The 25533-nt window shown below is 66.7% G+C and carries 21 protein-coding genes and 1 pseudogene; 8 read left to right on the forward strand and 14 right to left on the reverse strand.

All coding sequences use genetic code 11. The features are described 5' to 3' along the window. Positions 1–36 precede the first annotated feature (36 nt). Both CXK94_RS07730 and CXK94_RS07735 read left to right on the forward strand, forming a co-directional pair. Positions 37–609 (forward strand): LemA family protein, encoded by a 573-nt coding sequence (locus CXK94_RS07730; RefSeq protein WP_037043862.1) that lies wholly within the window; start codon positions 37–39, stop codon positions 607–609. Between the two features lie 2 nt (positions 610–611). Further along, a complete protein-coding gene (locus CXK94_RS07735) occupies positions 612–1505 on the forward strand; it encodes a GIDE domain-containing protein (RefSeq protein ID WP_102893894.1) in 894 nt (297 codons plus the stop codon). Between the two features lie 251 nt (positions 1506–1756). Here the strand turns inward: CXK94_RS07735 and CXK94_RS07740 are convergent, their stop codons facing one another. The 3 genes from CXK94_RS07740 to CXK94_RS07750 form a co-directional block, all read right to left on the reverse strand. Further along, complete coding sequence (locus CXK94_RS07740) at positions 1757–3817, reverse strand: putative bifunctional diguanylate cyclase/phosphodiesterase (protein ID WP_102894066.1); 2061 nt, start codon at positions 3815–3817, stop codon at positions 1757–1759. A 283-nt stretch (positions 3818–4100) separates the two neighbouring features. After that, entirely contained in the window at positions 4101–4682 is a 582-nt protein-coding gene (locus CXK94_RS07745) for a superoxide dismutase (protein WP_037043866.1), read from the reverse strand. A gap of 1205 nt (positions 4683–5887) precedes the next feature. After that, positions 5888–6493: a LysE/ArgO family amino acid transporter gene (locus tag CXK94_RS07750; protein WP_037043235.1), complete on the reverse strand. Its 606-nt coding sequence runs from the start codon at positions 6491–6493 to the stop codon at positions 5888–5890. Positions 6494–6591: 98 nt separating this feature from the next. Between CXK94_RS07750 and CXK94_RS07755 the strand changes: the two genes are divergently transcribed. Then, a complete protein-coding gene (locus CXK94_RS07755; RefSeq protein ID WP_102893895.1) occupies positions 6592–7482 on the forward strand; it encodes a LysR family transcriptional regulator ArgP in 891 nt (296 codons plus the stop codon). Between the two features lie 19 nt (positions 7483–7501). Here the strand turns inward: CXK94_RS07755 and CXK94_RS07760 are convergent, their stop codons facing one another. Next, positions 7502–7777, reverse strand: coding sequence for a hypothetical protein (locus tag CXK94_RS07760; protein ID WP_037043233.1), 276 nt, complete (start codon positions 7775–7777; stop codon positions 7502–7504). Between the two features lie 361 nt (positions 7778–8138). Here CXK94_RS07760 and CXK94_RS07765 point away from each other — a divergent pair, with 361 nt between their 5' ends. Then, positions 8139–9032: a hypothetical protein gene (locus tag CXK94_RS07765; RefSeq protein WP_037043230.1), complete on the forward strand. Its 894-nt coding sequence runs from the start codon at positions 8139–8141 to the stop codon at positions 9030–9032. 72 nt (positions 9033–9104) lie between these two features. Here the strand turns inward: CXK94_RS07765 and CXK94_RS07770 are convergent, their stop codons facing one another. Then, positions 9105–11030 (reverse strand): autotransporter domain-containing SGNH/GDSL hydrolase family protein, encoded by a 1926-nt coding sequence (locus CXK94_RS07770; RefSeq protein WP_102893896.1) that lies wholly within the window; start codon positions 11028–11030, stop codon positions 9105–9107. Between the two features lie 431 nt (positions 11031–11461). Between CXK94_RS07770 and CXK94_RS07775 the strand changes: the two genes are divergently transcribed. Continuing rightward, positions 11462–12649, forward strand: a complete 1188-nt coding sequence (locus CXK94_RS07775) for a GGDEF domain-containing protein (protein WP_102893897.1) — start codon at positions 11462–11464, stop codon at positions 12647–12649. On the opposite strand, the gene pncB is transcribed toward CXK94_RS07775, so the two are convergent. The 4 genes from pncB to hmpA form a co-directional block, all read right to left on the reverse strand. Beyond that, positions 12646–13857: a nicotinate phosphoribosyltransferase gene (pncB, locus tag CXK94_RS07780; RefSeq protein WP_102893898.1), complete on the reverse strand. Its 1212-nt coding sequence runs from the start codon at positions 13855–13857 to the stop codon at positions 12646–12648. The genes CXK94_RS07775 and pncB overlap by 4 nt on opposite strands. 303 nt (positions 13858–14160) lie before the next feature. Next, a complete protein-coding gene (locus tag CXK94_RS07785; protein WP_037043223.1) occupies positions 14161–14331 on the reverse strand; it encodes a general stress protein in 171 nt (56 codons plus the stop codon). A 327-nt stretch (positions 14332–14658) separates the two neighbouring features. Then, positions 14659–14892 carry a hypothetical protein gene (locus CXK94_RS07790; RefSeq protein WP_037043221.1) on the reverse strand — a complete coding sequence of 78 codons (234 nt, stop codon included), beginning with the start codon at positions 14890–14892 and terminating at the stop codon, positions 14659–14661. A 57-nt stretch (positions 14893–14949) separates the two neighbouring features. Next, positions 14950–16128 carry an NO-inducible flavohemoprotein gene (gene hmpA / locus CXK94_RS07795; protein WP_102893899.1) on the reverse strand — a complete coding sequence of 393 codons (1179 nt, stop codon included), beginning with the start codon at positions 16126–16128 and terminating at the stop codon, positions 14950–14952. A 252-nt stretch (positions 16129–16380) separates the two neighbouring features. On the opposite strand from hmpA, the gene CXK94_RS07800 reads away from it, so the two are divergent. Beyond that, positions 16381–16605, forward strand: coding sequence for a DUF2188 domain-containing protein (locus CXK94_RS07800; protein ID WP_037043216.1), 225 nt, complete (start codon positions 16381–16383; stop codon positions 16603–16605). Positions 16606–16686: 81 nt separating this feature from the next. On the opposite strand, the gene pyk is transcribed toward CXK94_RS07800, so the two are convergent. From pyk to gcl, 5 genes and pseudogenes are all read right to left on the reverse strand, one after another. After that, positions 16687–18102, reverse strand: a complete 1416-nt coding sequence (gene pyk / locus CXK94_RS07805; RefSeq protein WP_102893900.1) for a pyruvate kinase — start codon at positions 18100–18102, stop codon at positions 16687–16689. Between the two features lie 20 nt (positions 18103–18122). Next, positions 18123–19394: a glycerate kinase type-2 family protein gene (locus CXK94_RS07810; protein WP_102893901.1), complete on the reverse strand. Its 1272-nt coding sequence runs from the start codon at positions 19392–19394 to the stop codon at positions 18123–18125. Positions 19395–19720: 326 nt separating this feature from the next. Continuing rightward, positions 19721–20653, reverse strand: a pseudogene (locus tag CXK94_RS07815) (2-hydroxy-3-oxopropionate reductase); the annotation flags it as partial. Between the two features lie 31 nt (positions 20654–20684). After that, the gene (hyi, locus tag CXK94_RS07820; RefSeq protein ID WP_102893903.1) at positions 20685–21467 is read right to left on the reverse strand and encodes a hydroxypyruvate isomerase; all 783 of its coding nucleotides are present in this window, start codon (positions 21465–21467) and stop codon (positions 20685–20687) included. A 177-nt stretch (positions 21468–21644) separates the two neighbouring features. Then, positions 21645–23426: a glyoxylate carboligase gene (gene gcl, locus CXK94_RS07825; protein WP_102893904.1), complete on the reverse strand. Its 1782-nt coding sequence runs from the start codon at positions 23424–23426 to the stop codon at positions 21645–21647. A gap of 114 nt (positions 23427–23540) precedes the next feature. Between gcl and CXK94_RS07830 the strand changes: the two genes are divergently transcribed. Together CXK94_RS07830 and CXK94_RS07835 are read left to right on the forward strand one after the other, a co-directional pair. Beyond that, positions 23541–24449 (forward strand): LysR family transcriptional regulator, encoded by a 909-nt coding sequence (locus CXK94_RS07830; RefSeq protein WP_037043208.1) that lies wholly within the window; start codon positions 23541–23543, stop codon positions 24447–24449. Positions 24450–24651: 202 nt separating this feature from the next. Next, positions 24652–25479, forward strand: a complete 828-nt coding sequence (locus tag CXK94_RS07835; RefSeq protein WP_102893905.1) for an exodeoxyribonuclease III — start codon at positions 24652–24654, stop codon at positions 25477–25479. The last annotated feature ends 54 nt before the right edge of the window (positions 25480–25533 follow it).

Here is a 25533-nt window from a genome sequence, read left to right on the forward strand (position 1 = left end):
GGGCATTCCGAACGACGGTCTTCATGGAGAAGCCTGATGAGCCTGAGCGCTGTGGTTGTGCTGGTGGTGCTGTTTCTCGTCGCCGCCTATGCGGTGATCCTCTATAACGGCCTGGTACGGTTGAAGCACGGCGTCGGCAAGGCCTGGGCGAACATCGACGTGCTGCTGCGCCAGCGTCACGAGGAGTTGCCCAAGCTGGTCGAGACCTGCAAGCAGTACATGCAGCACGAGCGCGCCACCCTGGAGCAGGTGATCAGCGCCCGCAATGCGGTCTCCAGCGCCCGCGAACAGGGCGACGTCGGTGCCCTCGGCCAGGCCGAGAGCGGGCTGCGCGCCGGTCTCGGCCGGTTGTTCGCCCTGGCGGAGAACTACCCCGAACTCAAGGCCAACGAAAGCTTCCGCCACCTGCAGCAGCGCATCAGCGGGCTGGAAAGCGGCATCGCCGACCGCCGCGAGCTGTACAACGAGGCGGTCAACCTGAACAACGTGCGCATCGAGCAGTTTCCCGATGCCGTGCTGGCCCGGCTGTTCGCTTTCAAGGAGGCGGCGCTGCTGCAGTTCAGCGAGGCCGAGAAGGCCGACGTCGACCTCAGGTCGTTGTTCGGCTGACGATGGATCTCGCTCAGCTCTTCGGCCTCGCCCTCGCGTCGGCGCTGTGCCTCGGCGGTGGTGGGTTCTGCGTGTGGCGCTGGGCACGTGCGCGGCACCTGTTGGACACACCGACCTCGCGGATTCGTTCGGCGGCGCAGGGCTACGTCGAACTGCTCGGCGTGTTGCGGGAACTGCCGGCCGTGCAGCCGCTGGCGCCGCTGAGCGGAGAACGCTGCCTGTGGTGGCGCTACTGCATCGAGGAGTACCGCGCCAACGGCAAGCGCAGCAGCTGGAGCGTGCTCGAGCGGGGCACCAGCGATGCGTGGCTGTGCCTGGCCGACGCCACCGGCGAATGCCTGATCGACCCACGCGGCGCCGAGGTGCACCCGGCCTTTCGCAAGGTCTGGACCGGCAGCCTTCGGCACCCGCGCGGCCTGGCGCCGCAAGGCTGGATGCGCCTGTTCAGCGGTGGCAGGACGTATCGCTACACTGAGGAGCGCCTGCACGCCGGCGAGCCGCTCTATGCCATCGGTGACTTCCGCAGCAGTGGTGGCGGGCGCCAGGGGCTCGACCTGCAGGCGGCCAAGGGCGAAGTGATTCGCCAGTGGAAGGGCGATTTCGCCGGGCTGTTGCAGCGTTTCGACAGCAATGCCGATGGCCGGCTCGACGAACAGGAATGGAACCGCGTGCACCTGGCCGCGCGCCTGGAAGCCGAGGACCGGCACCGGCAGAGCAGCGCTGCGCCTTCCCTGCACCAACTGGGCCGCCCGCGCGAGGCGCTGCCGTTCGTGCTCTCCAGCCATGGCGAGGAGGTGCTCACCCGGCGTTACCGCTGGCAGGCCGCCGCTGGCGCGGCGCTGTGCCTGGCGGGCGCGGTGTGGCTGGCGATGCAGCTGGGCGTGACCGCCTGGTAACGCCTGGCGGCCTGGTTTTTTCCCGGTTCGCCAAGCCCCGCTATCTGGAAGGCTCCTGTGCCTAGAAAGCAGCCTGTGCACACCTATCCGTAGGAGCCCGGGGCGCCGGGTCCTTGCCGACGACATCGGCGTTGCGGCGGTTCGCCCGCAAGCGGCTCCTACCAGTCAGTGCTGTCATGCAGCAGACAGGCGCTCGAGTTGGAGTGCGCGCGGGGAAAGATGCCGTAGCCGGCACGCGAGCGCCCAGCCCCTTAGCGCAGCTCGGAATTGACCGCGCGATCGAAGCGCTGCGACTGGCGCAGCAGCAGGCCGAGCTCGTGGGCGGGCAGCGGCTTGCTGTAGTAGTAGCCCTGGCCTTCCTGGCAGCCTTCGGCGATCAGGTAGGCTTCCTGCTCCGGCGTTTCCACGCCTTCGGCGATGACCGTCATGCCGAGGCTCTTGCCCAGCTGGATGATGGCCCGCACGATGGTCGCGCCTTCGTCCTGGCCGATGTCCTGGACGAAGCTCTTGTCGATCTTGATCTTGTCCAGCGGCAGGCTCTTCAGGTAGCTGAGCGAGGAGTAGCCGGTGCCGAAGTCGTCGATGGCGATCAGCGCGCCGGAGCGGCGCAGGCTGTGCAGGTTGTGCGCGGCCGCGTCGATGTCTTCCATCAACCCGGTCTCGGTGACTTCCAGCTCGAGGGTCTCGGCAGGCAGCTGATGATCGCGCAGCAGTTCGCCGATCATTTCCGGCAGCCGCGGGTGGCGCAGTTGCACGGTGGACAGGTTCACCGCCATGCGCAGGCCGGCGAAGCCCTGGGCGTGCCATTCGCGCAGCTGGCTGCAGGCCTGGTCGAGCACCCATTTGCCGATCTCGATGATGCTGCCGTTCTGCTCGGCCAGCGGGATGAACAGGTCTGGCGGAATCAGCCGGCCCTGCGGGTGCTTCCAGCGCAGCAGGGCCTCGACGCCGGTGATGCGGTTCTGCCGGTAGTCCACCTGCGGCTGGTAGACCAGGTGGAATTCGTTGTGCTTGAGCGCTTCGCCCAGGTCCTTCTCCAGTTCCCGGCGGGCGCGCATCTCGCTGTCGATGCTGGCGACGTAGAACTGGTAGCGATTGCGCGACCGGTTCTTGGCCAGGGTCATGGTCTGTTCGGCTTTCTGCAAAAGCTTCTCGGTGCTGTCGCCATCTTCCGGATACAGGGTGATGCCAATGGTGCCGCGCAGGCGGATGTGCTGCCCGTCGAGCTCGATGGGGGTTTCCAGGTCGTCGAGCAGGCTCTGCGCCAGCTCGGCCGCCTCGTAGGGTTGCTCGATGCCGCTGAGCACCAGCACGAACTGGTCGCCACCCAGGCGCGCCAGTGCCCCCAGCCTGTTGCCCAGGTCGCGCAGGCGATTGGCCTGGGCCTGCAGCAGGGAATCCCCGGCCTGGTAGCTGTACTGTTCGTTGACGCCCTTGAAGTCGTCCAGGCCCAGGCAGAGCACCGCGACGCGCCGCTGCAGGCGGCGGGCCTCGTCGAGGATGTGGTCGAGCTGCTGCTGCAGCTGCCGGCGGTTGGGCAGGCCGGTCAGCGAGTCGTATTGCGTCATGCGGTGCAGGCTGCTTTCGGCCTCCTGGCGCAGGTGCATGTTGTGCTCGATGGAGGCGAGCAGGCCGTTGGCGGTTTCCACCCACAGGCCCAGTTCGTTGCGTTCGTGGCCCTTGATCATCGGCAGCTTGTGCTCGCCGGGGCGGTCGGGGTTGATCTGTGCCAGATGCTCGATGAGCTTGGTCAGCGGGCGGGTCAGCAGCCACTGGTAGATGAGGTAGAGCACCAGGCCCAGGGTCAGGGCGCGCAAGATGCCGAGGATGAAGATCAGGATCGAGTCGTTGATGAACTCCTGCCCGTACTGGGCGGTGTCCAGGGTGATGCGCAGGTCGCCGTAGTATTCGTTGTAGGGCGGCTTGCCGACCAGCGAGATGGAGAACTGCTGGTCGCGGCCGAGGATCGGGTCGGTCAGCCAGCGCGTCGGCAGCCTGAGCGGCGGGCGGATCTTCAGCGCCAGCATGCCGTCGTCGGGATGGCCGATGGAGGCCATGCGGATCGATTCGTGCTGGAACAGGCCCTCCATCACCTGGGCGCCCATTTCGCGATCGAGGCTGTAGATCGCCTGCGTCGACGGATCGCGCGTCATGCGCAGGATGCGCTGGGCGTCCGCTTCGATCAGGTGGCGGGTCTTGTAGGCGCCGAAGATGATCTGTGCGCAACTGAGCACCAACCCTACCGCCAGTGCGGACAGCAGGACAACACGCAGGAGCTTTCGCGACAGGCTATTGCGCAATTCCAGCTTCAACAAGAGGAGGTCCTTTTTCCATGCCCGTGCTCAGTTGCGCAAGTATTGATAGTCATGAGGCAATCGTCAAAGACGCTGATTCACCGTAAATGGACAGCATTGATATTTTTTTCACTGGTGCCGTGGAAGCGCCAATGCACGGGGCTCATTGCATACGGGAGGCGGCATGGGCGCCTGGTTTTTTCGCAGACGCCTGCGGATATATAGCGGCAGGCAACGCCCAGGCCTTAAACGAAAAATGCCCGCAGCGACGTGCGGGCATTCTTCGGTGCTACCTGGGGGTTCAGCCTGCGAAGTTGTTCGCGACGAAGTCCCAGTTGACCAGGTTCCAGAACGCTTCGATGTACTTCGGACGAGCGTTGCGGTAGTCGATGTAGTAGGCATGTTCCCAGACGTCGCAGGTCAGCAGCGGCTTGTCGCCCACGGTGATCGGGTTGCCGGCGCCGATGGTGCTGGCCAGGCCGAGGCTGCCGTCGGACTTCTTCACCAGCCAGGCCCAGCCGGAGCCGAAGGTGCCGATGGCGGTCTTGGTGAACTCTTCCTTGAACTTGTCGAAGGAACCGAAGCTGGCATTGATGGCGTCAGCCAGGGCACCGCTCGGCTGGCCGCCGGCGTTCGGCGCCAGGCAGTTCCAGAAGAAGGTGTGGTTCCAGACCTGGGCCGCGTTGTTGAAGATGCCGCCGGAGGACGTCTTGATGATGCTTTCCAGGTCCTTGCCTTCGAACTCGGTGCCCGGGATCAGGTTGTTCAGGTTGGTCACGTAGGCGGCGTGGTGCTTGTCGTGGTGGTAGTCGAGCGTCTCGGCGGACATGTACGGCTCGAGAGCATTCTTTTCGTAAGGCAGCGGCGGCAATTCGAAAGCCATGATGTATCTCCTACTCAGGTGTCGAGGATTGATGCGGCCAGCTGGGAAGGCGATCCGCGGTGATTCCGGCGACGCCGGCGAGCAGGGTGCAATGCGTGCGTCCTGCCCGTTACCGTTGTCGTTCCCTTCGCTCGCTACATTCTTTGCGCATCTCTGGCCGTTCACGGTCGGCCGAACTGGCAGACTGAAGCCTTCCGCTCCATGCCTGCGAGCCAGCGATCATAGCACCCGACCTGCGGCAAAACCACGCGGCAACTGTGTGGAAAAGCGGGTTCCAGGGCCTTCGCCGCTTGCCGGCTGCGGGTCGCAGACAACTGGCTGCGCCTTGCGTGGACCCGTCTTGCGACGTGGCGTTCCTTGGTCGCCCCGGAAAAGATGGTTCATTGCGTTTTCTCGGGGAGGCGAAGATTGATACCGGACTGGCAAGTTTGGGTGTTGCCACCATTTGGTTTGGGCTTGCGCCTCGGTGATCAGGGCGCTTACCGAGTGTGCTGACACTTCTGGTTTCGGCCCCCCGGCCGAGTCACTTGACTCGCTTCGCTCGCCCTTCGGGCCAGCCTGCGGCTGTTACTCCGCTATGCTCCGTATCTTGTTGCTCGCCGAGAAAGTAATCAAAGAAGAAGGGCACCCGACATCCGGGTCTGTCCGCTGCGCGGCCAGACTTCCCTCCTTCCGGTGCCGCTCCGAGGGCCGTCACGATGGGACGTCCCTGTCCCATCGCTCCTCGCTCGGCGTCCCTGCCTCGCGTCCCCCTACGCGACACCTCCACTCGGCCTCCTGACGGGAACGGAGTCCGAGTCGCCTGGAAGATCGTTGATGTTTGCTTTGGCTTGGCTTTTTCTTTCTGCACGAACCATCAGGCGACGCCCAACGCCCCTTCAGGAGGGTGAGCGGAATCGTTGCGTAAGGGGTTGAGCCGCAGGGATGCGGCGAAAGGCTTAAAGGGCCAAGGATGGCCCTTGTAAGCCGACCCCTGAAGCGGCGATGGAGCGAACGAACCCCGGCGCAGCCGGGGCCGGATGCAGGGGCAAGACTTTTTGGTTCCTTTTGGGGCGACTGCCAAAAGGAACTCGCCCAGCAGGGCGAAACCAATCTCTCAAGCAGCTCGTTAATCGCCCATGAAAGCGAAACTTTCTTCAACACACCCAATCTTGCCAGTCCGGTATCAAGCAGCCTGTCCCCCATGAAAATGGCGACGGCTCGCCTCAGCCGGCGATCAGCTGCGCGGCAATGGCGAACATCATCGCCGCGACGCCGAGGTCGATCAGGCGCCAGGTCAGCGGCCGCGCCAGCCAGGGCGCCAGCCAGGCACCGCCGAGCGCCAGTGCCAGGAACCACAGGGTCGAGGCGCTGGCGGCGCCGAGGGTGTAGGCGCCCGGCTCCGGTTGCTGCGCCCCGAGCGAGCCGATCAGCACCACCGTGTCGAGGTAGACATGCGGGTTGAGCAGGGTCACCGCCAAGGCCGCGAGCAGCACGGCGCGGCGCGAGCGTGGCGCGGCGTTGCCGCCTTGCAGGCTCTGCGGCCGGGCGGCGCGCCGGAGCGCGAGCACGCCGTACCAGAGCAGAAACGCCGCGCCGCCCCAGCGGGTGACTTCCAGCAGCAACGGGTTGCTCGCCAGCACGGCGGCCAGGCCGAAGACGCCGAGACTGACCAGCAGCACGTCGCAGAGGATGCACAGGGCCGCGACCGGCAGATGGTGCTCGCGGCGCAGGCTCTGGGCGAGGACGAAGGCGTTCTGCGCACCGATGGCCATGATCAGGCCAGCCGCCACCAGAAGTCCGTTGATATAGCTTTGCCAGATGGCCGTCATGTCCGCTCGCCTTGTGTCGTATTTGCAATGCTGGCGAGTCTGGGGGCTGCTGCGTTATAAGAGAAACGAATCTTGGTTAACTGGCATTAGGAAAACTGATGTTCGATTACAAACTGCTGGCGGCGCTTGCCGCGGTCGTCGAGCAGGCCGGCTTCGAGCGCGCGGCGCAGACGCTGGGGCTCTCGCAATCGGCGGTGTCGCAGCGGGTCAAGCTGCTCGAGGCGCGTGTCGGCCAGCCGGTCCTGCTGCGGGGTACACCGCCCCGGCCAACCGCGCTGGGCCAGCGCCTGCTCAATCATGTGCAGCAGGTGCGCCTGCTCGAACGCGACCTGCAGGGCCAGGTGCCGGCGCTGGACGACAATCGCCTGCCGGAGCGCCTGCGCATCGCCTTGAACGCGGACAGTCTGGCGACCTGGTGGGCTGGTGCGGTGGCGCCGTTCTGCGCCGACCATCGGGTACTGCTCGAGCACGTGGTGGAGGACCAGGCGGTCGGCCTCAAGCGCATGCGCGCCGGGGAAGTGGCGGGCTGCGTCTGCGCCGCCGAGCGGCCAGTGGCGGGGGCGCGCAGCCAGTACCTGGGGGCGATGCGCTACCGCGCGCTGGCGAGCCCGGCCTTCATCGAGCGATACCTGCCGCGGCAGGCGGCGGCCGAGGATCTGGCGCGGGTGCCGGCCATCGTCTTCGGGCCGGACGACCGTCTGCAGCATCGCTACATGGCCGCGGTCGGGGGTACCGAGACGTTCGTCCATCACCTGTGCCCCTCATCCGAGGGCTTCGTGCGCATGCTGCAGAGCGGTCTCGGCTGGGGGCTGGTGCCGCAATTGCAGGTGCGCGGCGAACTCGCGCGCGGCGAACTGGTCGATGTGCTGTCGGGACCGCCTATCGATGTGCCGCTCTACTGGCACCACTGGCGTAACGGTGGCGCGTTGCTGGACGAACTGACCCGGCATCTGGTGCGTTGCGCCGGGGTCTGGCTGGTGGCCGAATGAACGACTGCCCGCGCAGGCCTCAGGCGAGTACCCGCTGGCCTCGATAGATCCGCACGCTGGGCCCGCTGTTGGCGCTACTGCGCGGCGGGGAAGGCGGCGGTTCGGGGATCTGGTCGCTGAAGGCGGCGAGCTGGCGGCCCAGGTCGCGGGTCAGCTCGTCGTTGGAGCGCATGCAGCCGGCAAGCATTGCCGTGATGGCGTCCGGCTGGTTGAGGTGGATGTCCAGTTGCTGTTCATCGCGAAGTCTGCGACGCAGGCTGCGCATGCAGTCGATAACCGCCTTGTTCAGCTCCATGAAGTATTCCTCGATTGCCCTTAGGGCCCAACATCCCTGTTGGAAATGTCTATCCGTTGGCGGAACCAACTTAGCAAGGGATGTACCAAGTCCGCGCTGAGCGGCATTCCGCCTGCGGGAATGGCGGCCGAGGCGGCCGATTGCCGCGGCGTGCAGCCCGGCTGCCCGGCATGGCAGGGGGCGATGCCGGCATGTCCGGTTCGCCTCCCGCGGCAGGAAAAAGTGCACCGCAATGCGCGATCCAGGCGGCGCGCTGCTCTAGCCCGGTGCATCCGGCCGGGCAGGCGATCGCCGCTGATGCCCGTCATTCGAATCGTTATACTGCGCGTTGTTTCTTGCTCCGCGCCATTGAAGGTAAACCATGCGCAACGATGCTCACGACGAACTGGAAAACATCCCCAGCCTGACCGCAGGTCGCGACCGTGTGGAGCCCTACCCGGCACCGGATCTCGAGCCGTTGCCCAGGGGCGCGGCCGAGCGGGACGACGATGGCCGCTCCCGGCAGAAGCGCCGCCCCGGCAGCGGCGGCAAGGCGAGCACGGCCCCGCTGTGGGTGATGGTGCTGGCGCTGCTGATCAGCCTCGGCGCGCTGGGCTGGTGGAGCTATCAGAAGATCGCCATGCTGGAAATGCAGCTGGTCGCCACCCAGGAAAGCTTCGCGCGCATCAGCGAGGATGCTGCCGGGCAACTGCAGGATATTTCCGGCAAGGTGGTGGCGAACGAATCCAACGTGACCACCGAAAGCGAGGCGGTGAAGCTGCGGATCAAGCAGCTGGAGCAGCAGGCCACGGAACTCGCCCGCAAGCAGCAGGCCTTCGCCACCGAGCAGCAGAGCCTGGCCGGCCGGCAGGGCAACCAGGACCGCAGCCTGGAAGACCATGGCAAACGCCTGGAGCGCCTGGGCGCCGACCTGCAGGGGCAACAGGGCGCCGCCGCGACCCTGGCCGACAACCTCAAGGCGCTGGGCAGCGAACAGGCAGCGCTGAAGTCCGCGCTGGACGAGCAGGGCAAGCTGGCCGGGCGGGTCGACAGCTTGAGCAAGGACGTTGCGGCGCTCAAGCAGGGCGGCAACCAGAGCCAGGCGATCAGCCGTCTCGAGCAGGACATCCTGGTCCTGCGCAGCGAACTGGACAACCGCCCGGCGCCGAGCAGCAATACCGCGGAATTCGATTCCTTCCGCGCCCAGGTCACCCGCACCATCAATGCCATGCAGGGGCAGATCGCCAACCTGCAGGGGCAGATCGACGCGCGCTAGAACGCGCAAGGCGCGCTTGGCAAGGGCCGCTGGGACAATCCGCGCCAGCGGCCCGAGTGACGCCATTCCCCGCTACAGGTCCCAGGCCAGGGACAGGCCGAGCCCGTGGTCGCGGTTGTCGGTGCCCTGGTAGTGATAGTTGGCGCGCACCGCCAGCCCCGGCGCCAGTTGGTGCGCCAGGCCGACGCTGAAGCGTGTCTGGTCGCCGGTCGGGACCGCTCCCGGCAGCTCGAAGCTGTTGCCCGGCACGCTGTTGAGGGACATGCGCAGGTCCTCGCGTTCGTCGTCCTCACGCTCCACTTCCCGCGCCACCTCGCCGAATAGCCGCGTGCGCTCGCTCAGCGCGTAGTCGCCGAACAGGCCGAGCGACAGGCGCAACGAGTCGAGCTCCTGGTCGTGGTAGGTCAGCGCCGTGGAGCGTGCGCCCTTCTCGCTGTAGCCGTCGACCTCGACCTTCTGGTAGCTGGCACCGATGAAGGGGCCGAACTGCAGCCGCTCGCCCACCTGCATCAGGTTGAAGCCGGTCTTTGCCGCGACGCCCCAGAGCGTGCCTTCGGTATCGCCCTTTTCCGCGCGCTCGGTGATGCCGAGGGCGAACGTGCGCTTGAGGTCGTGATAGTCCAGGTAACCGGCGCTGAGGCTGATGTCGGCGAACAGGCGCTGCTGCTCGTAGCGGGCGAAAGCCGTGGCCAGGTAACTGCGCATCTCGTACTCGGAGTCGGCCCGTCCCAGTTCCAGCGTGTTTTCCGCCAGGCCGAGGCTGAGCCCGGCCAGCCAGGCCTCGCTGATCCGCCGGGTGGCGCCCACCGCCAGGCTCGGGCTGTGGCCGTCGCCGCCACCGTAGCCGTCGTACTCGGGGCGCCGGTAGCCGCCCTGGACGAAGGCACGCCAGCTGCCGATCTCCTGCCAGTTGCCGCGCTGGGCCGCTAGTTCGTCGTCGAGCTGGCGCAGGTGCGCGCGCAATGCGGAGCGTCCCATTTCCGGCAGCAGCGAGATTTCCCAGGGCGCGGAGAGGATCGAATACATGTAGTCGGCGCTGATCTGGTGGACTGCGGTGGTCGGGTGCACGCCGTCGTTGAACAGCAGCTGGCTCGGGTCCGGGGTGGCGCTGTTGATGCCGTAGGTCGGGTCTTCCAGGCAGTCGGGCGCGGCGGCATCCGGGCCGGGATCGAAGCACACCGAGGTCTGCGGCACGGCTGGGTCGAAACCGAAGCCGGTCAGATCGGCACGCACCTCGCTCAGCAACAGGCGGTTGTTGAGCAGCACGTAGTTGCCGCCCTGGGCCTGCAACTGGGCGGACAATTCGGCATTGAACTGGTCACTCAGGCCGTTGAGCATCGCGCCCAGGCCCGGCAGGCTGTTGCCCAGCGGCGTGGTGCCGACGTCCGGCAGGTCCGAGATGACGATATAGCGCGCACCGGCCGCCTGCAGCGCCGCCACGGCCGCCACCATGTTGCCCGCCGCCTGGGCCATGGTGACCGGGTTGCTGGCGAGCTGGAAGATATCGTTGGCGCCGCCGTTCAGGTAGAAGAGGGCATTCGGGTCGACCCTGGGGTTCTCCACCAGGTAGCCGGGGCGTGTGCGGCTGAAGCCGGGCACGGTCGAGGTGCCGGTCAGCGAATCGAGAATCTGGTCGGAGCGGTAACCGCCGACTGCGTAGTTGGTGCCGTCCGGATTGCCGGTCAGCGGCTCGGGCAGGACCGGTGTCGATGGCAGCGACTGCAGCCCCAGCTGGCTGGCGAGCAGCTGCGTGGCCACCTGGCCGGCATATTCCACATTGCCGGCGGCATAGGTCGGGCCGGTACGGTTGGTGAAGCGCAGGCCGCCGGTGGGTGTGCCGTTGGCAAGCGGACTGAACTGGTCGGGGTAGTTGCCGGCATCGCTCAGCGAGTCGCCGAAATTGACGAACTGGCTGAACGGGCCGGAGTCGGCGGTGGCCATGGCGGGGGCGCAGGCGAGCAGCATGACTGCCGCAAGCGGCTTGAGAGCGCTTTGCACGGGTATCTCCTTATTGTTGTTCTTGTGGATACGTCGCCTGCTCGGGCGACTCGGCCACGCTAGCGGCTGCCGTCCAGGTTCATAAGCCCTCGAAAGGGCGATTTCTCCAGCGCGAGGCCGCTCGCTCTTAAGTATGAGTGGCGCCTTGCTTCGACCGCGCCGCGGGTTGGATGTGCGAGCCGCGGCGAAGCATTTTGTTACCTATCCGTTCAGATAGGGGGTGTTCCTTGTCCTGGCTCAACAGTCGTAGCCATATGGCTGATTAGTATCGCTCGCGCTGACTTTCGCGCCGTCGGCCGCGGCGCGGAACCGGGACGACTCTTTGCCTTGCCTTGAAACGGATTTGAAGTGCCCAGCCATCGGCAGCTGCGCTTGCAGGCTGCATGTCGCTGTGCGAAGAACCAATCCCTCATCGAGTGGACAACAATAAAATGCCATCGCTCATCGATCTGCTGCGCAACCGATTGACCACGCTGCTGCCCAGCGAGCTCAAGCCCAACGAGTTGCGCCACCTGCTGGCGCCCCGGCGTCATTCCCTGCTGCTGTGCCAACGCCGCGCGACGCTGATCGTCAATCGCGTACGGCTGTTCGCCTTCCTCTTCGCAGTGCTGACCCCGCTGTGGAGCCTGATCGATCTGATGGTCTTCGAGACGCCGTTGTGGCTGGCGCTGGCCGGGTTCCGGATGATGGCCTGCCTGGCATTCGCCTGCCTGCTGCTGTTCTACCGGCCGAGCGGCAACCTGCTGGACGCCTATCGGGCCATCGCGATCCTGTTCGCCATCCCGACCATCTTCTACATCGCCTCGCACACCTTGCTCGGCAGCTACCAGCTGGCGCAATTTTCCGCGGTGGTCGGTGCCGGCTACGCCTTCCTGCCGTTCGTGCTGATGGCGGGGCTGACCATCTTCCCGCTGACGCTGGTGGAAAACCTGGTGCTGGCCTGCCTGCTGTTGCTGGCGCAGGCGCTGGCCGGCTATCTGAGCTGGGCGACCCTGAACTGGCCGTCGTTCGCCGGCGCCTTCTGGCTGCTGATCCTGATCGCCGGCGTCGCCAGCCTGGCCAGCATGAGCCAGCTGGCATTCATGATCGCTCTGGTGCGCCAGGCCATCCGCGACCCGCTCACCGGCATATTCTCCCGTGGCAGCGGCGAGGAAATCCTCCGCCTGCAATGGGACTCGGCGCAGCGCAACGATGGCGCGCTGGCGCTGGCATTCATCGATCTCGATCACTTCAAGTCGATCAACGACAGCCATGGCCACGAAGCCGGTGACCGTGTGCTGCGCGAGGCCGCCGGCCGCCTGGTGGGCACCCTGCGCGGCTCGGACAGCCTGCTGCGCTGGGGCGGCGAGGAATTCCTGCTGATCATGCCGGACACCGACATGGCGCAGGCGCACCAGGCGCTGCAGCGTATCGTCGGTCAGGGGCTGGGCATGCGCCCGGACGGCATGGCGCTGACCGCCAGCATAGGCCTGGCGGAGCGTCGCGCCGACCAGACCGGCGACTTCCGCGAACTGCTCGAACTGGCCGACCAGCGCATGTATAGGGCCAAGACCGAAGGCCGCAATCGCCTGTGCGCGGCTTCGAACGGCGAGCACGCCGAGAGCCGCGCCGATAGCTAGCCGCCGGCTCGGCCGTTCAGGTCGAAGACGTGCCTGAGGTAGCTGACGAAGGCTTCGTCGCGGCACATGGTCTTGCCCGGCGAGTCGGAGATCTTCGCCACCGGCTGGCCGTTGCAGGCGGTCATCTTGATGACCATGTTGGTCGGCTCCACTCCCGGGATGTCGCAGGTCAGGCCGGTGCCGATGCCGAAACTGGCATTGCTGCGGCCGGCCAGCGCACGGTGGATGTGCAGTGCCGAGGCGAAGTCCAGGCCGTCGGAGAACACCAGCTGGCGTGTCATCGGGTCGATGCCCAGGTGCTGGTAATGCGCGATGGCCTTCTCCGCCCATTCGAGCGGGTCGCCGGAATCGTGGCGCAGGCCATCGAAGAGCTTGGCGAAGAACAGGTCGAAATCGCGCAGGAACGCGTCCATGGTGATGCAGTCAGTCAGGGCGATGCCCAGCGCGCCGCGGTACTCGCGCACCCAGCAGTCCAGCGCGGCGATCTGGCTGTCGATCAGCCGCGGGCCGAGCTGCTGGTGCGCCATGATCCATTCGTGGGCCATGGTACCCATCGGCCTGACCCCCAGGGTGCGCGCCAGGTGGACGTTGCTGGTGCCGACGAACCGGCCGGGAAAACCCTGTTGCAGCTGCGCGACGATCATCTGCTGGACGGCGAAGGAGAACCGTCGTCGGGTGCCGAAATCCGCCAGGGTGAAGGTGGCCAGTTCCTCGGCGCTGGCCTGCTGGCGCAGCCAGGCGAATTTTTCCTCCAGCCGGTCGTGCGCCTGCTCCAGGCTGACCGTCGGGTAGCGTGCGCGGTTGCGTACCTCGCTGATGGTCGCCAGCAGCGGCACCTCGAACAGGATCACGTGGAGCCAGGGGCCGCGCAGATGGATCACCAGCTCGCCGCCTTCGACCTCCACGCGCAAGTAGCGCAGGTCGAAGCGAAACAGGCCGAGGAAGCGGATGAAGTCCGGCTGCATGTAGGGAATTCGTTCGAGGAACGCCAGTTCGTCTGGCGTCATCCGCAGGTCGGCAAGCGCCTCGATCTGCTGGCGGATGTCGTCCAGGTAGGGCGCCAGGTTTTCCCCCGAGCGGCTACGGAAGGCCCACTCCACCTCGGCGTTGGGGTAGTGATGCAGCACCGCCTGCATCATGGTGAGCTTGTAGAAATCGGTGTCCAGCAGACTCTGGACGATCCGTTCGGAGAATGCGCTGCTGCTCATCCGGCGACTCCTGGATCGAAGGTTGGCCCATGATCATACGGGAAAGTCGCCGTTGGTCGTCTACGGGCGGTGCGTTTATCCGCCGGTAATATGTTTGCGCAGTCTGTGCTTTTATGTCGTGGCTTTTTATGTGGGCTGTTTATGCGGGCTGCCGTGAACTCTATGTTTGCCATGCATTTAATGGCGCGTCGATAGTTTTTATATGCGTTTTCATAAGTGCTCGGTAACTTTCCGTTTTTTCTTATATGAAAAATAAGGGTGGGAACCGTAGTTCCCACCCCTTTCTTTTACTGCCGCCCGTAATTAGCTGCTGCGGCCGCCGCCGTGGCTGCTCTGACCGCCTTTGCGGCCTGCTTCGGAGGCTTTCTCACGGTCGTTGGCGAAGTTGCCACCGCTGTTGTGGCCGCCCTTGCGGCCGGCTTCGGAAGCTTTCTCTCGATCGTTGGCGAAGTTGCCGGGGTTGTTGCTTGCCATGTCTTTTTCTCCTCAATGGATAGAGACTTTCACACAGGGCTGAAAGAGAGAGGTCAATCAGCCTTCTATGTGTCAGAGGAGGGAACGCTGTAGGAGTTTCGCCAGGATTCCAAGTGCAGACGAATGGTTTTCCCCATGCCATGTAGGACTATGGCTCGGTGGAATTACAAGCGAAACGGTACAACTTTGCGCAGGCAACTTCCGGATATGGGCCAGTGCCTGTTTGGTCAGTTCGGTTAGTCGGTTTCGGCGCTCCGGGCCCCGATACGGCGTTGCCGCTCCTCGTCACAGCGCCTTGTAACCGCACAGGCCACTGGTTGCCGGAGCTCAGGCAGTGAGCGCCTGCTGGCGCTGGGCGAGCAGACGCATCACGTAGCCGATCTTCAGCGCCGTGGGGCCGAGGATGACCAGTGCATGCGAGGCGACCAGCGTGCCCAGTGCCAGATGGCGATCGAAGAAATAGGCGCCGCTGACGCCGAGCAGCAACAGCAGCAGGCCGCCGAGCATCAGCGCGTTGGCCATCTTCAGCAGGTGTTGCGGGGCGGGATGATGCCGGAACATGGTTAACCTCCGTGGGGCGAGGTGAAGCCGGCCCGCATCGCGCGGGCCGGAAGCGGGTCACTCGAGGGCCGAGGCCGGGCCGAAGAACTCGTAGCGGGTCTGTCGCTCCGGCACGCCCAGGGCCTTCAACTGGCGTTTGACTGCGGCCATGAAGGGCCTGGGGCCGAGGAAATAGGCATCCAGGTCCCGGTCGGCCGGCAGCCACTCGGCCAGCCGCTGCTCGGTCAGGCGTCCGACCGCGTCGGGCGTGGCGTCCGCCGCGAGGTGCTCTTCGTAGCAATAGAAGCGCTTGAGTTGCGCGTGGCGTTCGGCGAGGGCATCCACCGCATGGCGGAAGGCGTGCACGCCGGCATTGCGGGCGCAGTGGATGAAATGCACCGGGCGCGAAGTCTTCAGCGCCTGCTCGAGCATCGCCAGGGTCGGGGTGATGCCGACGCCGCCGCTGATCAGCACCAGCGGCTTGTCGCTCGGCTGCAGGACGAACTCGCCGGCCGGGGCGAACAGTTCCAGGCTGTCGCCTTCGCTCATGCCATGCAGCGCATTGGAGACGCGCCCGCCGGGCTCGCGCTTGACGCTGATGCGGTATTCGCTGCCGTTGCCGGCGGCGGACAGCGAATAGTTGCGGCGCACTTCCTCACCATCGAGCTGCAGGCGCAGGCCGATGTACTGGCCCGGCAGGAAGGTCATCAACGGTCCGCCGTCTTCCGGCTGCAGATGGAACGAGGCAATCTCCTCGCTCTCGGCGACCTTGCGCGCGATGCGAAAGCGCCGGGTCCCGCGCCAGCCACCGGGCGCGGCGGCGCTGGCCTGGTAGAGGCGCTCCTCGGCATCGATGAGGATGTCGGCCAACTGCTGGTAGGCGGCGGCCCAGGCGTCGATCACCGCGTCGGTGGCGATCTCCTCGCCCAGCACCTCGCGGATGGCCCGCAGCAGGCAACGGCCGACGATCGGGTAATGCTCGGGCAGGACCTGCAGCGCGACGTGCTTGTTGATGACCTGGCCAACCAGCGGGCCTAGGGCCTCGAGCCGGTCGATGTGCCGGGCATACATCAGCACGCCGTTGGCCAGCGCGCGCGGTTGCTCGCCGCTGGCCTGGTGAGCCTGGTTGAACAGCGGGCGCACCTCGGGGTGCTCGCCGAGCATCAGGTTGTAGAAGTGGGTGGTCAGGGCTTCGCCGCCGCTTTCGAGCAGCGGTACGGTGGCCTTGATCAGGTCTCGTTGTTCAGCGCAAAGCACAGGGTTTTCCTCTTGCTGGGAAATGTCCGGTCGCAGGGCGTGCGGGCCGGCTCTGCCTGAGCTGTTTCAATAAGCGTTCCAGGTCTGGAATTGTCTGAAATCAAGGTTTGCGTGAAGGCAAGGGTCGAAACGACCCGGCTGTTGCGCGGTTATCGGAACCCTTTGTGGTGAAATTTACCTTGCGCGAGGAGCCGAACCTCGGTGCTGGACCTGGCCTCTATATAAGAACCGTCATCAACCGCAGAGGCTGCCATGGAGATCTATCACATCACCCACGAGGACGATCGCTGGGTGCTACGCGAAGAGGGCGACAAGCGCGCACTGATCGAAACATCGACCCGGCAGGACATCCTCGACGAAACCCGCGACTACATGAAACTGCGCACGGCCTCGGTGAGGGTGCATGGCGACGACGGGCGCATCGAGGAAGAACACCTCTACCCGCAGGAACAGGACCCGCTGGCGACCCGTGGTTGAGCCCCGTGGTCCGGGGCTCGCGCGCATGGCGCGCTCCTGCACGCGCTTCCTCCGGGAAACCGGGCGGGCGCCCGGCCGGCGTCAGTCGAGGATTTCGATGCGCAGCGAGTTGGTCGTGCCCGGCTGGCCGAGTGGCACCCCGGCGGTGACCAGCACGGTGTCGCCGCTGCCGGCCATGCCCTGGGCGCGGGCCAGTTCCAGCGCGTTGAGGCAGACCTGCTCCATGTCGCGCATGGGCGCGTCGATCACCGAATACACGCCCCAGGCGACGGTCAGCTTGCGCGCGGTGGCGGGGCTCGGCGTCAGGCTGAGGATCGGCGTCGCCGGGCGCTCGCGCGAGGCACGCAGGCTGGAGCGCCCGGACTCGGTGTAGTTGACCAGCACCGCCACCGGCAGGATGGCGCAGATGCGGCGGATCGCGCAGCTGATGGCGTCCGGCAGGGTGGCCTCGGCGCTCGGCCGGTGCACGTCGAGCTGGGCCTGGTAGTCCGGGCCGCTTTCCACCTGGCGGATGATCTTGCTCATCATGCTGGCCGCTTCCAGCGGGTAGTCGCCGGAGGCGGTCTCGGCCGAGAGCATCACCGCATCGGCGCCTTCGGCCACCGCATGGGCGACGTCGGTGACTTCCGCGCGGGTCGGCGCCGGCGAGAAGCGCATGGATTCGAGCATCTGCGTGGCGACCACCACCGGCCGGCCGAGCTGGCGGCAGATGCGCACGATGTCCTTCTGGATGCGCGGCACGTTCTCGGCCGGCACCTCCACGCCCAGGTCGCCGCGCGCCACCATGATCGCGTCCGACAGCCGGGCGATCTCGCGCAGGTGCTGCACCGCCGAGGGCTTCTCGATCTTGGCCATGAGGAAGGCGCGCTTGCCGATCAGCGCGCGGGCCTCGTGGATGTCCTGCGGGCGCTGGACGAACGACAGTGCCACCCAGTCGACGCCCAGCTCCAGGCCGAAGGCCAGGTCGCGGCGGTCCTTGTCGGTCAGCGGGCTGAGCTCCAGCACCGCCTCGGGCACGTTGACGCCCTTGCGGTCGGACAACTCGCCGCCGGCGATCACTCGCGTCTCGATGGCGTCGTCCTGCTTGGACAGTACCGTCAGGCGCAGCCGGCCGTCGTCGATCAGCAGGGTCATGCCCGGCTCCAGCGCGGCGATGATCTCCGGGTGCGGCAGCATCACCCGCTGGCGGTCGCCCGGGCTCTCGTCGAGGTCGAGGCGAAAGCGCTGGCCGCGCTCCAGTTGCACCTTGCCCTCGGCAAAGCGGCCGACCCTGAGCTTGGGGCCCTGCAGGTCCATGAGAATGCCGATCGGCTGGTTCAGCTGGCGTTCCACCTCGCGAATCCAGGCATAGCGCTGGGCGTGGTCGGCGTGCTCGCCGTGGCTGAAGTTCAGGCGGAACAGGTTGACGCCGGCTTCCACCAGCTCACGGACATCGTCGATGCCGCGGGTGGCGGGGCCGAGGGTGGCGAGGATCTTGACCTTCTTGTCGGGTGTCATGGCGGGCTCGCAGGGACGCCTCAGGCGTCCGGTGGCAGGATCAGGATGGCGCGGAAATCGTTGACGTTGGTGCGCGTCGGGCCGGTGACGATCAGGCTGTCCAGCGCGGCGAAATAGCCATAGCCGTCGTTGTTGGCCAGGGCGTCGGCGGCGCGCAGGCCCAGCGCCTCGGCGCGGGCGAAGCTGTCCGGGGTCATCAGCGCGCCGGCGTTGTCCTCCGAACCGTCGATGCCGTCGGTGTCGCCGGCCAGCGCATGCACGCCGGGCAGGCCCTGCAGCGCTTCGGTGAGGCCGAGCAGGAATTCGGCGTTGCGCCCGCCGCGGCCGTTGCCGCGCACGGTCACCGTGGTCTCGCCGCCGGAGAGGATCACGCAGGGCGCGGCAATCGGCTGGCCGTGCAGCACGACCTGGCGGGCGATGCCGGCATGCACCTTGGCCACCTCGCGCGCTTCGCCTTCCAGGTCGCCGAGGATCAGCGGGGTGATGCCGGCGGCACGGGCTACCGCGGCGGCGGCGTCGAGCGACTGCTGTGGCGTGGCGATCAGCCGGAAGTGGCTGCGCGCGAGCATCGGATCGCCCGGCTTGAGCGTCTCCGAGCGCGGGTCCTCGAGCCAGGCGCGCACGTTGGCCGGCACTTCGATGTGGTAGCGCTCGAGAATCGCCAGCGCCTCGGCCGAGGTGGTTGGGTCGGCGACGGTGGGGCCGGAGGCGATCACCGTCGCCTCGTCGCCGGGCACGTCGGAGATCGCGTAGGTGTACACGCTGGCCGGCCAGCAGGCCCGGGCCAGGCGGCCGCCCTTGATCGCCGAGAGGTGCTTGCGCACGCAGTTCATCTCGCCGATGTGCGCGCCGGAGCGCAGCAGCGCCTTGTTGATCGCCTGCTTGTCGGCCAGCGAGATGCCCTCGGCCGGCAATGCCAGCAGCGACGAGCCGCCGCCGGAGAGCAGGAAGATCACCCGGTCGCTTTCCTCGAGGTTGCCGACCAGCTCCAGCACGCGGCGCGCGACGCGCTCTCCGGCATCGTCCGGCACCGGGTGCGCAGCCTCGACCACCTCGATGCGCCGGCAGTCGGCGTGGTGCTCGTAGCGGGTCACCACCAGCCCGGACAGATCGCCTTCCCAGACCTTCTCGATGGCTTCGGCCATGGCCGCCGCGGCCTTGCCGGCACCGATGACGATGGCGCGGCCGCTGCGGTCTTCGGGTAGATGGTCGGCGAGTACATGGCGCGGATGGGCGGCCTCGATGGCACTGTCGAACAACTGGCGCAGCAGGGCTTGCGGATCGAGGGTCATGGAAAGGCTCCTTGGTTCATTGCGGGTGGGGCCGATTGCAGACCTTAATGCTCGCCGGCGCAAGCACTGAGGGCTGGAATCGACCCGCCCGGCAGTCGGGCCGTGACTCCTTCTGCCGGGCGAATCGAAAGGGTGCCGCCCGAAGGCGGCGGTCGAGCTCCGAGGTGTGCAAGGTGCCTGGTCGTGGGGAGACGCGATGATTCCGACCTTGCGTACCGAAGCCCGACCCTTTGAGCGGAGCTGCCTCGGCTGTCGCGCTTACCCACCACCCGGTCTGTCTGTCCCTGAAGGTGGGGGCGCTGGCCCGTTGCAGCGTGCCCGAAGGCTTACTCCTCGCGGATCGAGAAATTGGCCATGTGCTCCAGGCCCTTGATCAGCGCCGAGTGGTCCCAGCCGCTGCCGCCGAGCGCCGCGCAGGTGCTGAACACCTGCTGGGCATTGGCGGTGTTGGGCAGGTTCAGGCCCAGCTCGCGGGCGCCGGCAAGTGCCAGGTTGAGGTCCTTCTGGTGCAGGGCGATGCGGAAGCCCGGATCGAAAGTGCCCTTGATCATGCGCTCGCCATGCACTTCGAGGATCTTCGAGCCGGCGAAGCCGCCCATCAGCGCCTCGCGCACCCGGGCCGGATCGGCACCGTTCTTGGCGGCGAACAGCAGCGCCTCGGCCACCGCCTGGATGTTCAGCGCGACGATGATCTGGTTGGCCACCTTGGCGGTCTGGCCCGCACCGCTGTCGCCGACGCGGGTGATGTTCTTGCCCATCGCCTGGAACAGCGGCAGGGCGCGTTCGAAGGCCGCTTCGCTGCCACCGACCATGATCGACAGGGTGGCCGCCTTGGCGCCGACTTCACCGCCGGAGACCGGGGCATCGAGGTACTCGGCACCGCTCGCCTTGATCTTCTCGGCGAACTGCTTGGTCGCGGTCGGCGAGATCGAGCTCATGTCGATCACCACCTTGCCGGCACCGACGCCGGCGGCGACGCCATCGGCGCGGAACAGCACGTCCTCGACCTGCGGGGTGTCCGGCACCATGACGATGATGAACTCGGCTTCCTGCGCCACTTCCTTGGGGTTGGCCAGGGCGACGGCGCCGGCTTCGGTCAGTTCGGCCGGCGCCTGGTCGTGGTGCTGGGACAGAAAGATCTGGTGGCCGGCCTGCTGCAGGTTGATTGCCATGGGCTTGCCCATGATGCCGGTGCCGATGAATCCGATCTTAGCCATGTGTGTTCTCCTCGATTCTGTGGGGGCAGGCCGCCGTGGGGCCTGCGTTGCTGCTTGAGCGTCGGTGTGGCGGTCAGATGGCGTTGTGGCTCTTCAGCCAGCCGAGGCCCGCCTCGGTGGTGGTGGCCGGCTTGTATTCGCAGCCGACCCAGCCCTGGTAGCCGATGCGATCCAGGTGCTGGAACAGGAAGCGGTAGTTGATCTCGCCGGTGCCCGGCTCGTGGCGGCCGGGGTTGTCGGCCAGTTGCACGTGGTCGATCACCGCCAGGTTGTTTTCCAGGGTCCGCGCCAGATCACCTTCCATGATCTGCATGTGGTAGATGTCGTACTGCAGCGCGAGGTTGGCGTGGCCGACCCGCTCGCGGATCGCCAGGGCCTGCGCGGTGGTGTTGAGGAAGAAGCGCGGGATGTCGCGGGTGTTGATCATCTCCATCACCAGGCGGATGCCGGCGGCCTGCAGTTTCTCCGCGGCGTAGCGCAGATTCTCGACGAAGGTGGCCTCCAGTACGGCCATGTCCGCGTCGCGCGGGGCGATGCCGGCCAGGCAGTTGACCTGGGTGTTGCCCAGCACCTTGGCGTAGGCGATGGCCTGGTCGACACCGGCGCGGAACTCCGCGACCCGCTCGGGGAAGATCGCGATGCCGCGCTCACCGCCCGCCCAGTCGCCGGCCGGCAGGTTGAACAGCACCTGGGTCAGGCCGTTGGCGTCCAGCCGGGTCTTGATCTCCTCGGCCGGGTAGTCGTAGGGGAACAGGTATTCGACGCCGGTGAAACCGGCCTGGGCGGCGGCGGCGAAGCGCTCCATGAAGTCCTGCTCGGTGAACAGCATCGACAGGTTGGCGGCAAAACGGGGCATGGGTTTTCTCCTGATGTCTGTAGGGACAGTTCGGTGTTGCTCGTGGTGGTTGCGCGACGCGCAGCCATCCTCGGTGTTGCGGTTTCGGTGGATGTGCTTCGCGACATCCACCCTACGGTTTGCTTTGGCGTAGGGTGGATAACGCCGCTTGCGGCTTATCCACCGTGTCGGGACGCCTCAATCCAGCAGCCCGACCGCGGTCGGCGCGTCCTCGCGGCCGCTGGCCAGCGCTTCGAACTCGTTGATGGCGTCGATCTCGGTGCCCATGGCGATGTTGGTCACCCGTTCGAGGATCACCTCGATCACCACCGGGACCTGGTGCTCGGCCATCCAGGCCTCGGCCTGTTCGATGGCCGGGCGCAGCTCCTCCTGGCGGAACACGCGGATCGCCTTGCAGCCCAGGCCCTCGACCACCGCGACGTGATCGACGCCGTAGCCTTCCATGCCGCTCTGGTCGGCATTGATGTTCTCGAAGCCCAGCTGCACGCAGTAGTCCATGTCGAAACCGCGCTGCGCCTGGCGGATCAGCCCGAGGTAGGCGTTGTTCACCAGGATGTGGATGTACGGCAGCTTGAACTGCGCGCCCACTGCCAGCTCCTCGACCATGAACTGGAAATCGTAGTCGCCCGACAGCGCCACCACCTTGCGCGCCGGGTCCGCGGCGCGCACGCCGAGGGCCGCCGGGATGGTCCAGCCGAGCGGGCCGGCCTGGCCGCAGTTGATCCAGTGGCGCGGCTTGTAGACGTGCAGGAACTGCGCGGCGGCGATCTGCGACAGGCCGATGGTGCTGACGTAGCAGGCGTCCTTGCCGAAGGCGTTGTTCATGCACTGGTAGACGCGCTGCGGCTTCATCGGCACCTCGTCGAAGTGCGTCTTGCGCAGCAGGGTGCGCTTGCGCTCCTGGCAGTCGGCGGCCCAGGCGCGGCGATCCGGCAGGCGGCCCTCGGCCTTGCGCGCCTTGGCCACTTCGACGAACAGCTCGAGCGCAGCGCCGGCGTCGGAGACGATGCCGTAGTCGGGGGCGAACACCCGGCCGATCTGGGTCGGCTCGATGTCGACGTGGACGAAGGTGCGGCCCTTGGTATAGACCTCCACCGAGCCGGTGTGGCGGTTGGCCCAGCGGTTGCCGATGCCGAGCACGAAATCCGAGGCCAGCATGTTGGCGTTGCCGTAGCGGTGGCTGGTCTGCAGCCCGCACATGCCGGCCATCAGCGGGTGGTCGTCGGGGATCGAGCCCCAGCCCATCAGCGTCGGGATCACCGGCACGCCGAGGGTCTCGGCGAACTCCACCAGCAGCGCTTCGGCACCGGCGTTGTAGATACCGCCGCCGGCGACGATCAGCGGGCGCTCGGCGGCGCAGAGCATGTCCAGCGCCTTCTCGACCTGCGCGCGGCTGGCCGCCGGCTTGTAGACCGGCAGCGGCTCGTAGGTCTCGACGTCGAACTCGATCTCGGCCATCTGCACGTCGAACGGCAGGTCGATCAGCACCGGGCCGGGGCGGCCGGAGCGCATCACGTGGAAGGCCTGCTGGAACACCCGCGGCACCAGCGCCGGTTCGAGCACGGTGACCGCCCACTTGGTGACGGGCTTGGCGATGGACTCGATGTCCACGGCCTGGAAGTCTTCCTTGTGCAGGCGGGCACGCGGCGCCTGGCCGGTGATGCAGAGGATCGGGATGGAGTCGGCCGAGGCGGAGTACAGGCCGGTGATCATGTCGGTGCCGGCCGGGCCCGAGGTGCCGATGCACACGCCGATGTTGCCAGGCCGGGCGCGGGTATAGCCCTCGGCCATGTGCGAGGCGCCCTCGACGTGGCGGGCGAGGATGTGGCGGATGCCGCCGTCGGCCCGCAGGGCGGAATACAGCGGGTTGATCGCCGCGCCGGGAATGCCGAAGGCGGTGTCGATGCCTTCCTTGCGCATTACCGCGACGGCGGCATCGATTGCTCTCATGCGGGCCATGGTTCTTCCTCCTCGAGGGATCCGATAGTTTTTGTAGGTGGCCCAAGCATGCCGGCCTGGATTCCATGGCGGAATTGGCCGAGACTTCAGTTCTGTCGATATCAGGAGTATCGAATGGACCGCTATACGACCCTGCGCAGCTTCGTGCTGGTGGCCGACTGCGGCAGCTTCGCCGCCGCCGCGCATCAGGAAAACGTCACCCCGGTGGTGATGGGCCGGCGCCTGGATGCGCTGGAGCGGCACCTGGGGGTGAAGCTGATGCACCGCTCCACCCGCGGGCTGTCGCTGACCGACCTGGGCGAGCAGTACCTGGAGCGGGCGCGGGCGCTGCTCAAGGAGTTCGACGAGGTGGATGCCAGCATCAGCCACGACCGCACCTCGGTGCGCGGCCACCTGGTGGTCTCGGCGCCGGCGGCGTTCGGCCGCCGGCACATCGGCCCGCACGCGCCGGCGTTCCAGGCGCGCTATCCAGACCTGCAGCTGTCGTTCAACTTCACCGACAGCGTGGTCGACCTGGTGCGCCATGGCTACGACATGGGCATCCGCATCGGCGAGGTCACCGACCCCAACTACGTGGCGCTCAAGCTGTTCCCCAACCGGCGGGTGGTCTGCGGCGCACCGGAGTACTTCGCCACCCACGGCACGCCGCAGACGCTGGAGGAGCTGGCGCGGCACAACTGCCTGGCGTTCAACCTGCAGGGCGGCCAGCAGCGCGGCTGGACCTTCCTGCGTGACGGCAAGCAGGTGGCGATCCGCGTGGCCGGCAACCTGGACTGCAACGATGGCGAGCTGCTGTTCGACTGGGTCAAGCAGGGCCTCGGGATCGGCTGGCGTTCGACCTGGGAGATCCAGGCCGAGCTCAAGCGCGGCGAACTGGTGACGGTGCTCGACGAGTACGCCCTGCCGGCCTACGACATCCAGGCGGTATACCCGCAGCAGCGCTACCTGCCGGCGAAGGTGCGCTTCTTCATCGACTACCTGAAGGCCATCTACAACGCGCCGGGGTACTGGGAGGTGCGTTGAGCTATGTAGGTTGGGTTGAGCTGCGTAGCGGCGAAGCCCAACATCGCACGCAAGCGCTGCCTGATGTTGTGCCCGTTGGGCTTCGCGGCGCTCAACCCAACCTACGTCACCTCGAGCTGTGTCGCTCGCGAGCACCTCCGCACGCTGGTGCGGTCAGAACAGCTGCTACCCTCAAACTCGCCTTCTCGTCGCGAGGCCTGCCGTGGACACGCTGAAAATCGCCACCTTCAACATCAACGGTATCCGTGCGCGCCTGCCGAACCTGCTCGAATGGCTCGAGCGCGAACAGCCCGACGTGGTGTGCCTGCAGGAGTTGAAGGCCGCCGATGCCGATTTCCCCATCGACGCCATTCACGGTGCCGGCTACGGCGCGCTCTGGCATGGGCAGAAATCCTGGAACGGCGTGGCGATCCTGGCCCGTGGTGGCGATCCGCTGGAGATTCGCCGCGGCCTGCCCGGCGATCCGGACGACAGCCACAGCCGTTATCTGGAAGCCGCGGCTCATGGCATCGTCGTCGCCAGCCTCTACCTGCCCAACGGCAACCCGCAGCCGGGGCCGAAGTTCGACTACAAGCTGGCCTGGTTCGAGCGGCTGATCGTGCACGCCCGCGGCCTGCTCGACAGCGGCCACCCGGTGGTGCTGGCCGGCGACTACAACGTGGTGCCGACCGACGAAGACATCTACAACACGCGCTCCTGGCTGAAGGATGCGCTGCTGCAGCCGGAAAGCCGCGACGGCTACCGGCGCCTGCTCGCCCAGGGTTGGACCGATGCGTTGCGCGCGCAGCACCCGCAGGCGCGGATCTATACCTTCTGGGATTACTTCCGTCAGCACTGGCCGAAGAACTCCGGCCTGCGTATCGACCACCTGCTGCTCAGCCCCGACCTGGCACTGCGTCTGCGGGACGCGGGCGTCGACCGCTGGGTGCGCGACCAGGAGCATGCCAGCGATCACGCCCCGGCCTGGATCGAGCTGGCCGCGCCACCCGATGGCCCGGCCGCCAAGCGGCGGCGAGCACCGGCCAAATAGTCCCGCCAGCGCGCCTCGCCGGCCGCTGGCGGTTTCGTCGGCGGCCTTCTAAGG

Source organism: Stutzerimonas stutzeri (genome assembly GCF_002890915.1).
GTDB classification, from domain to species: Bacteria; Pseudomonadota; Gammaproteobacteria; order Pseudomonadales; family Pseudomonadaceae; genus Stutzerimonas; species Stutzerimonas stutzeri_AF.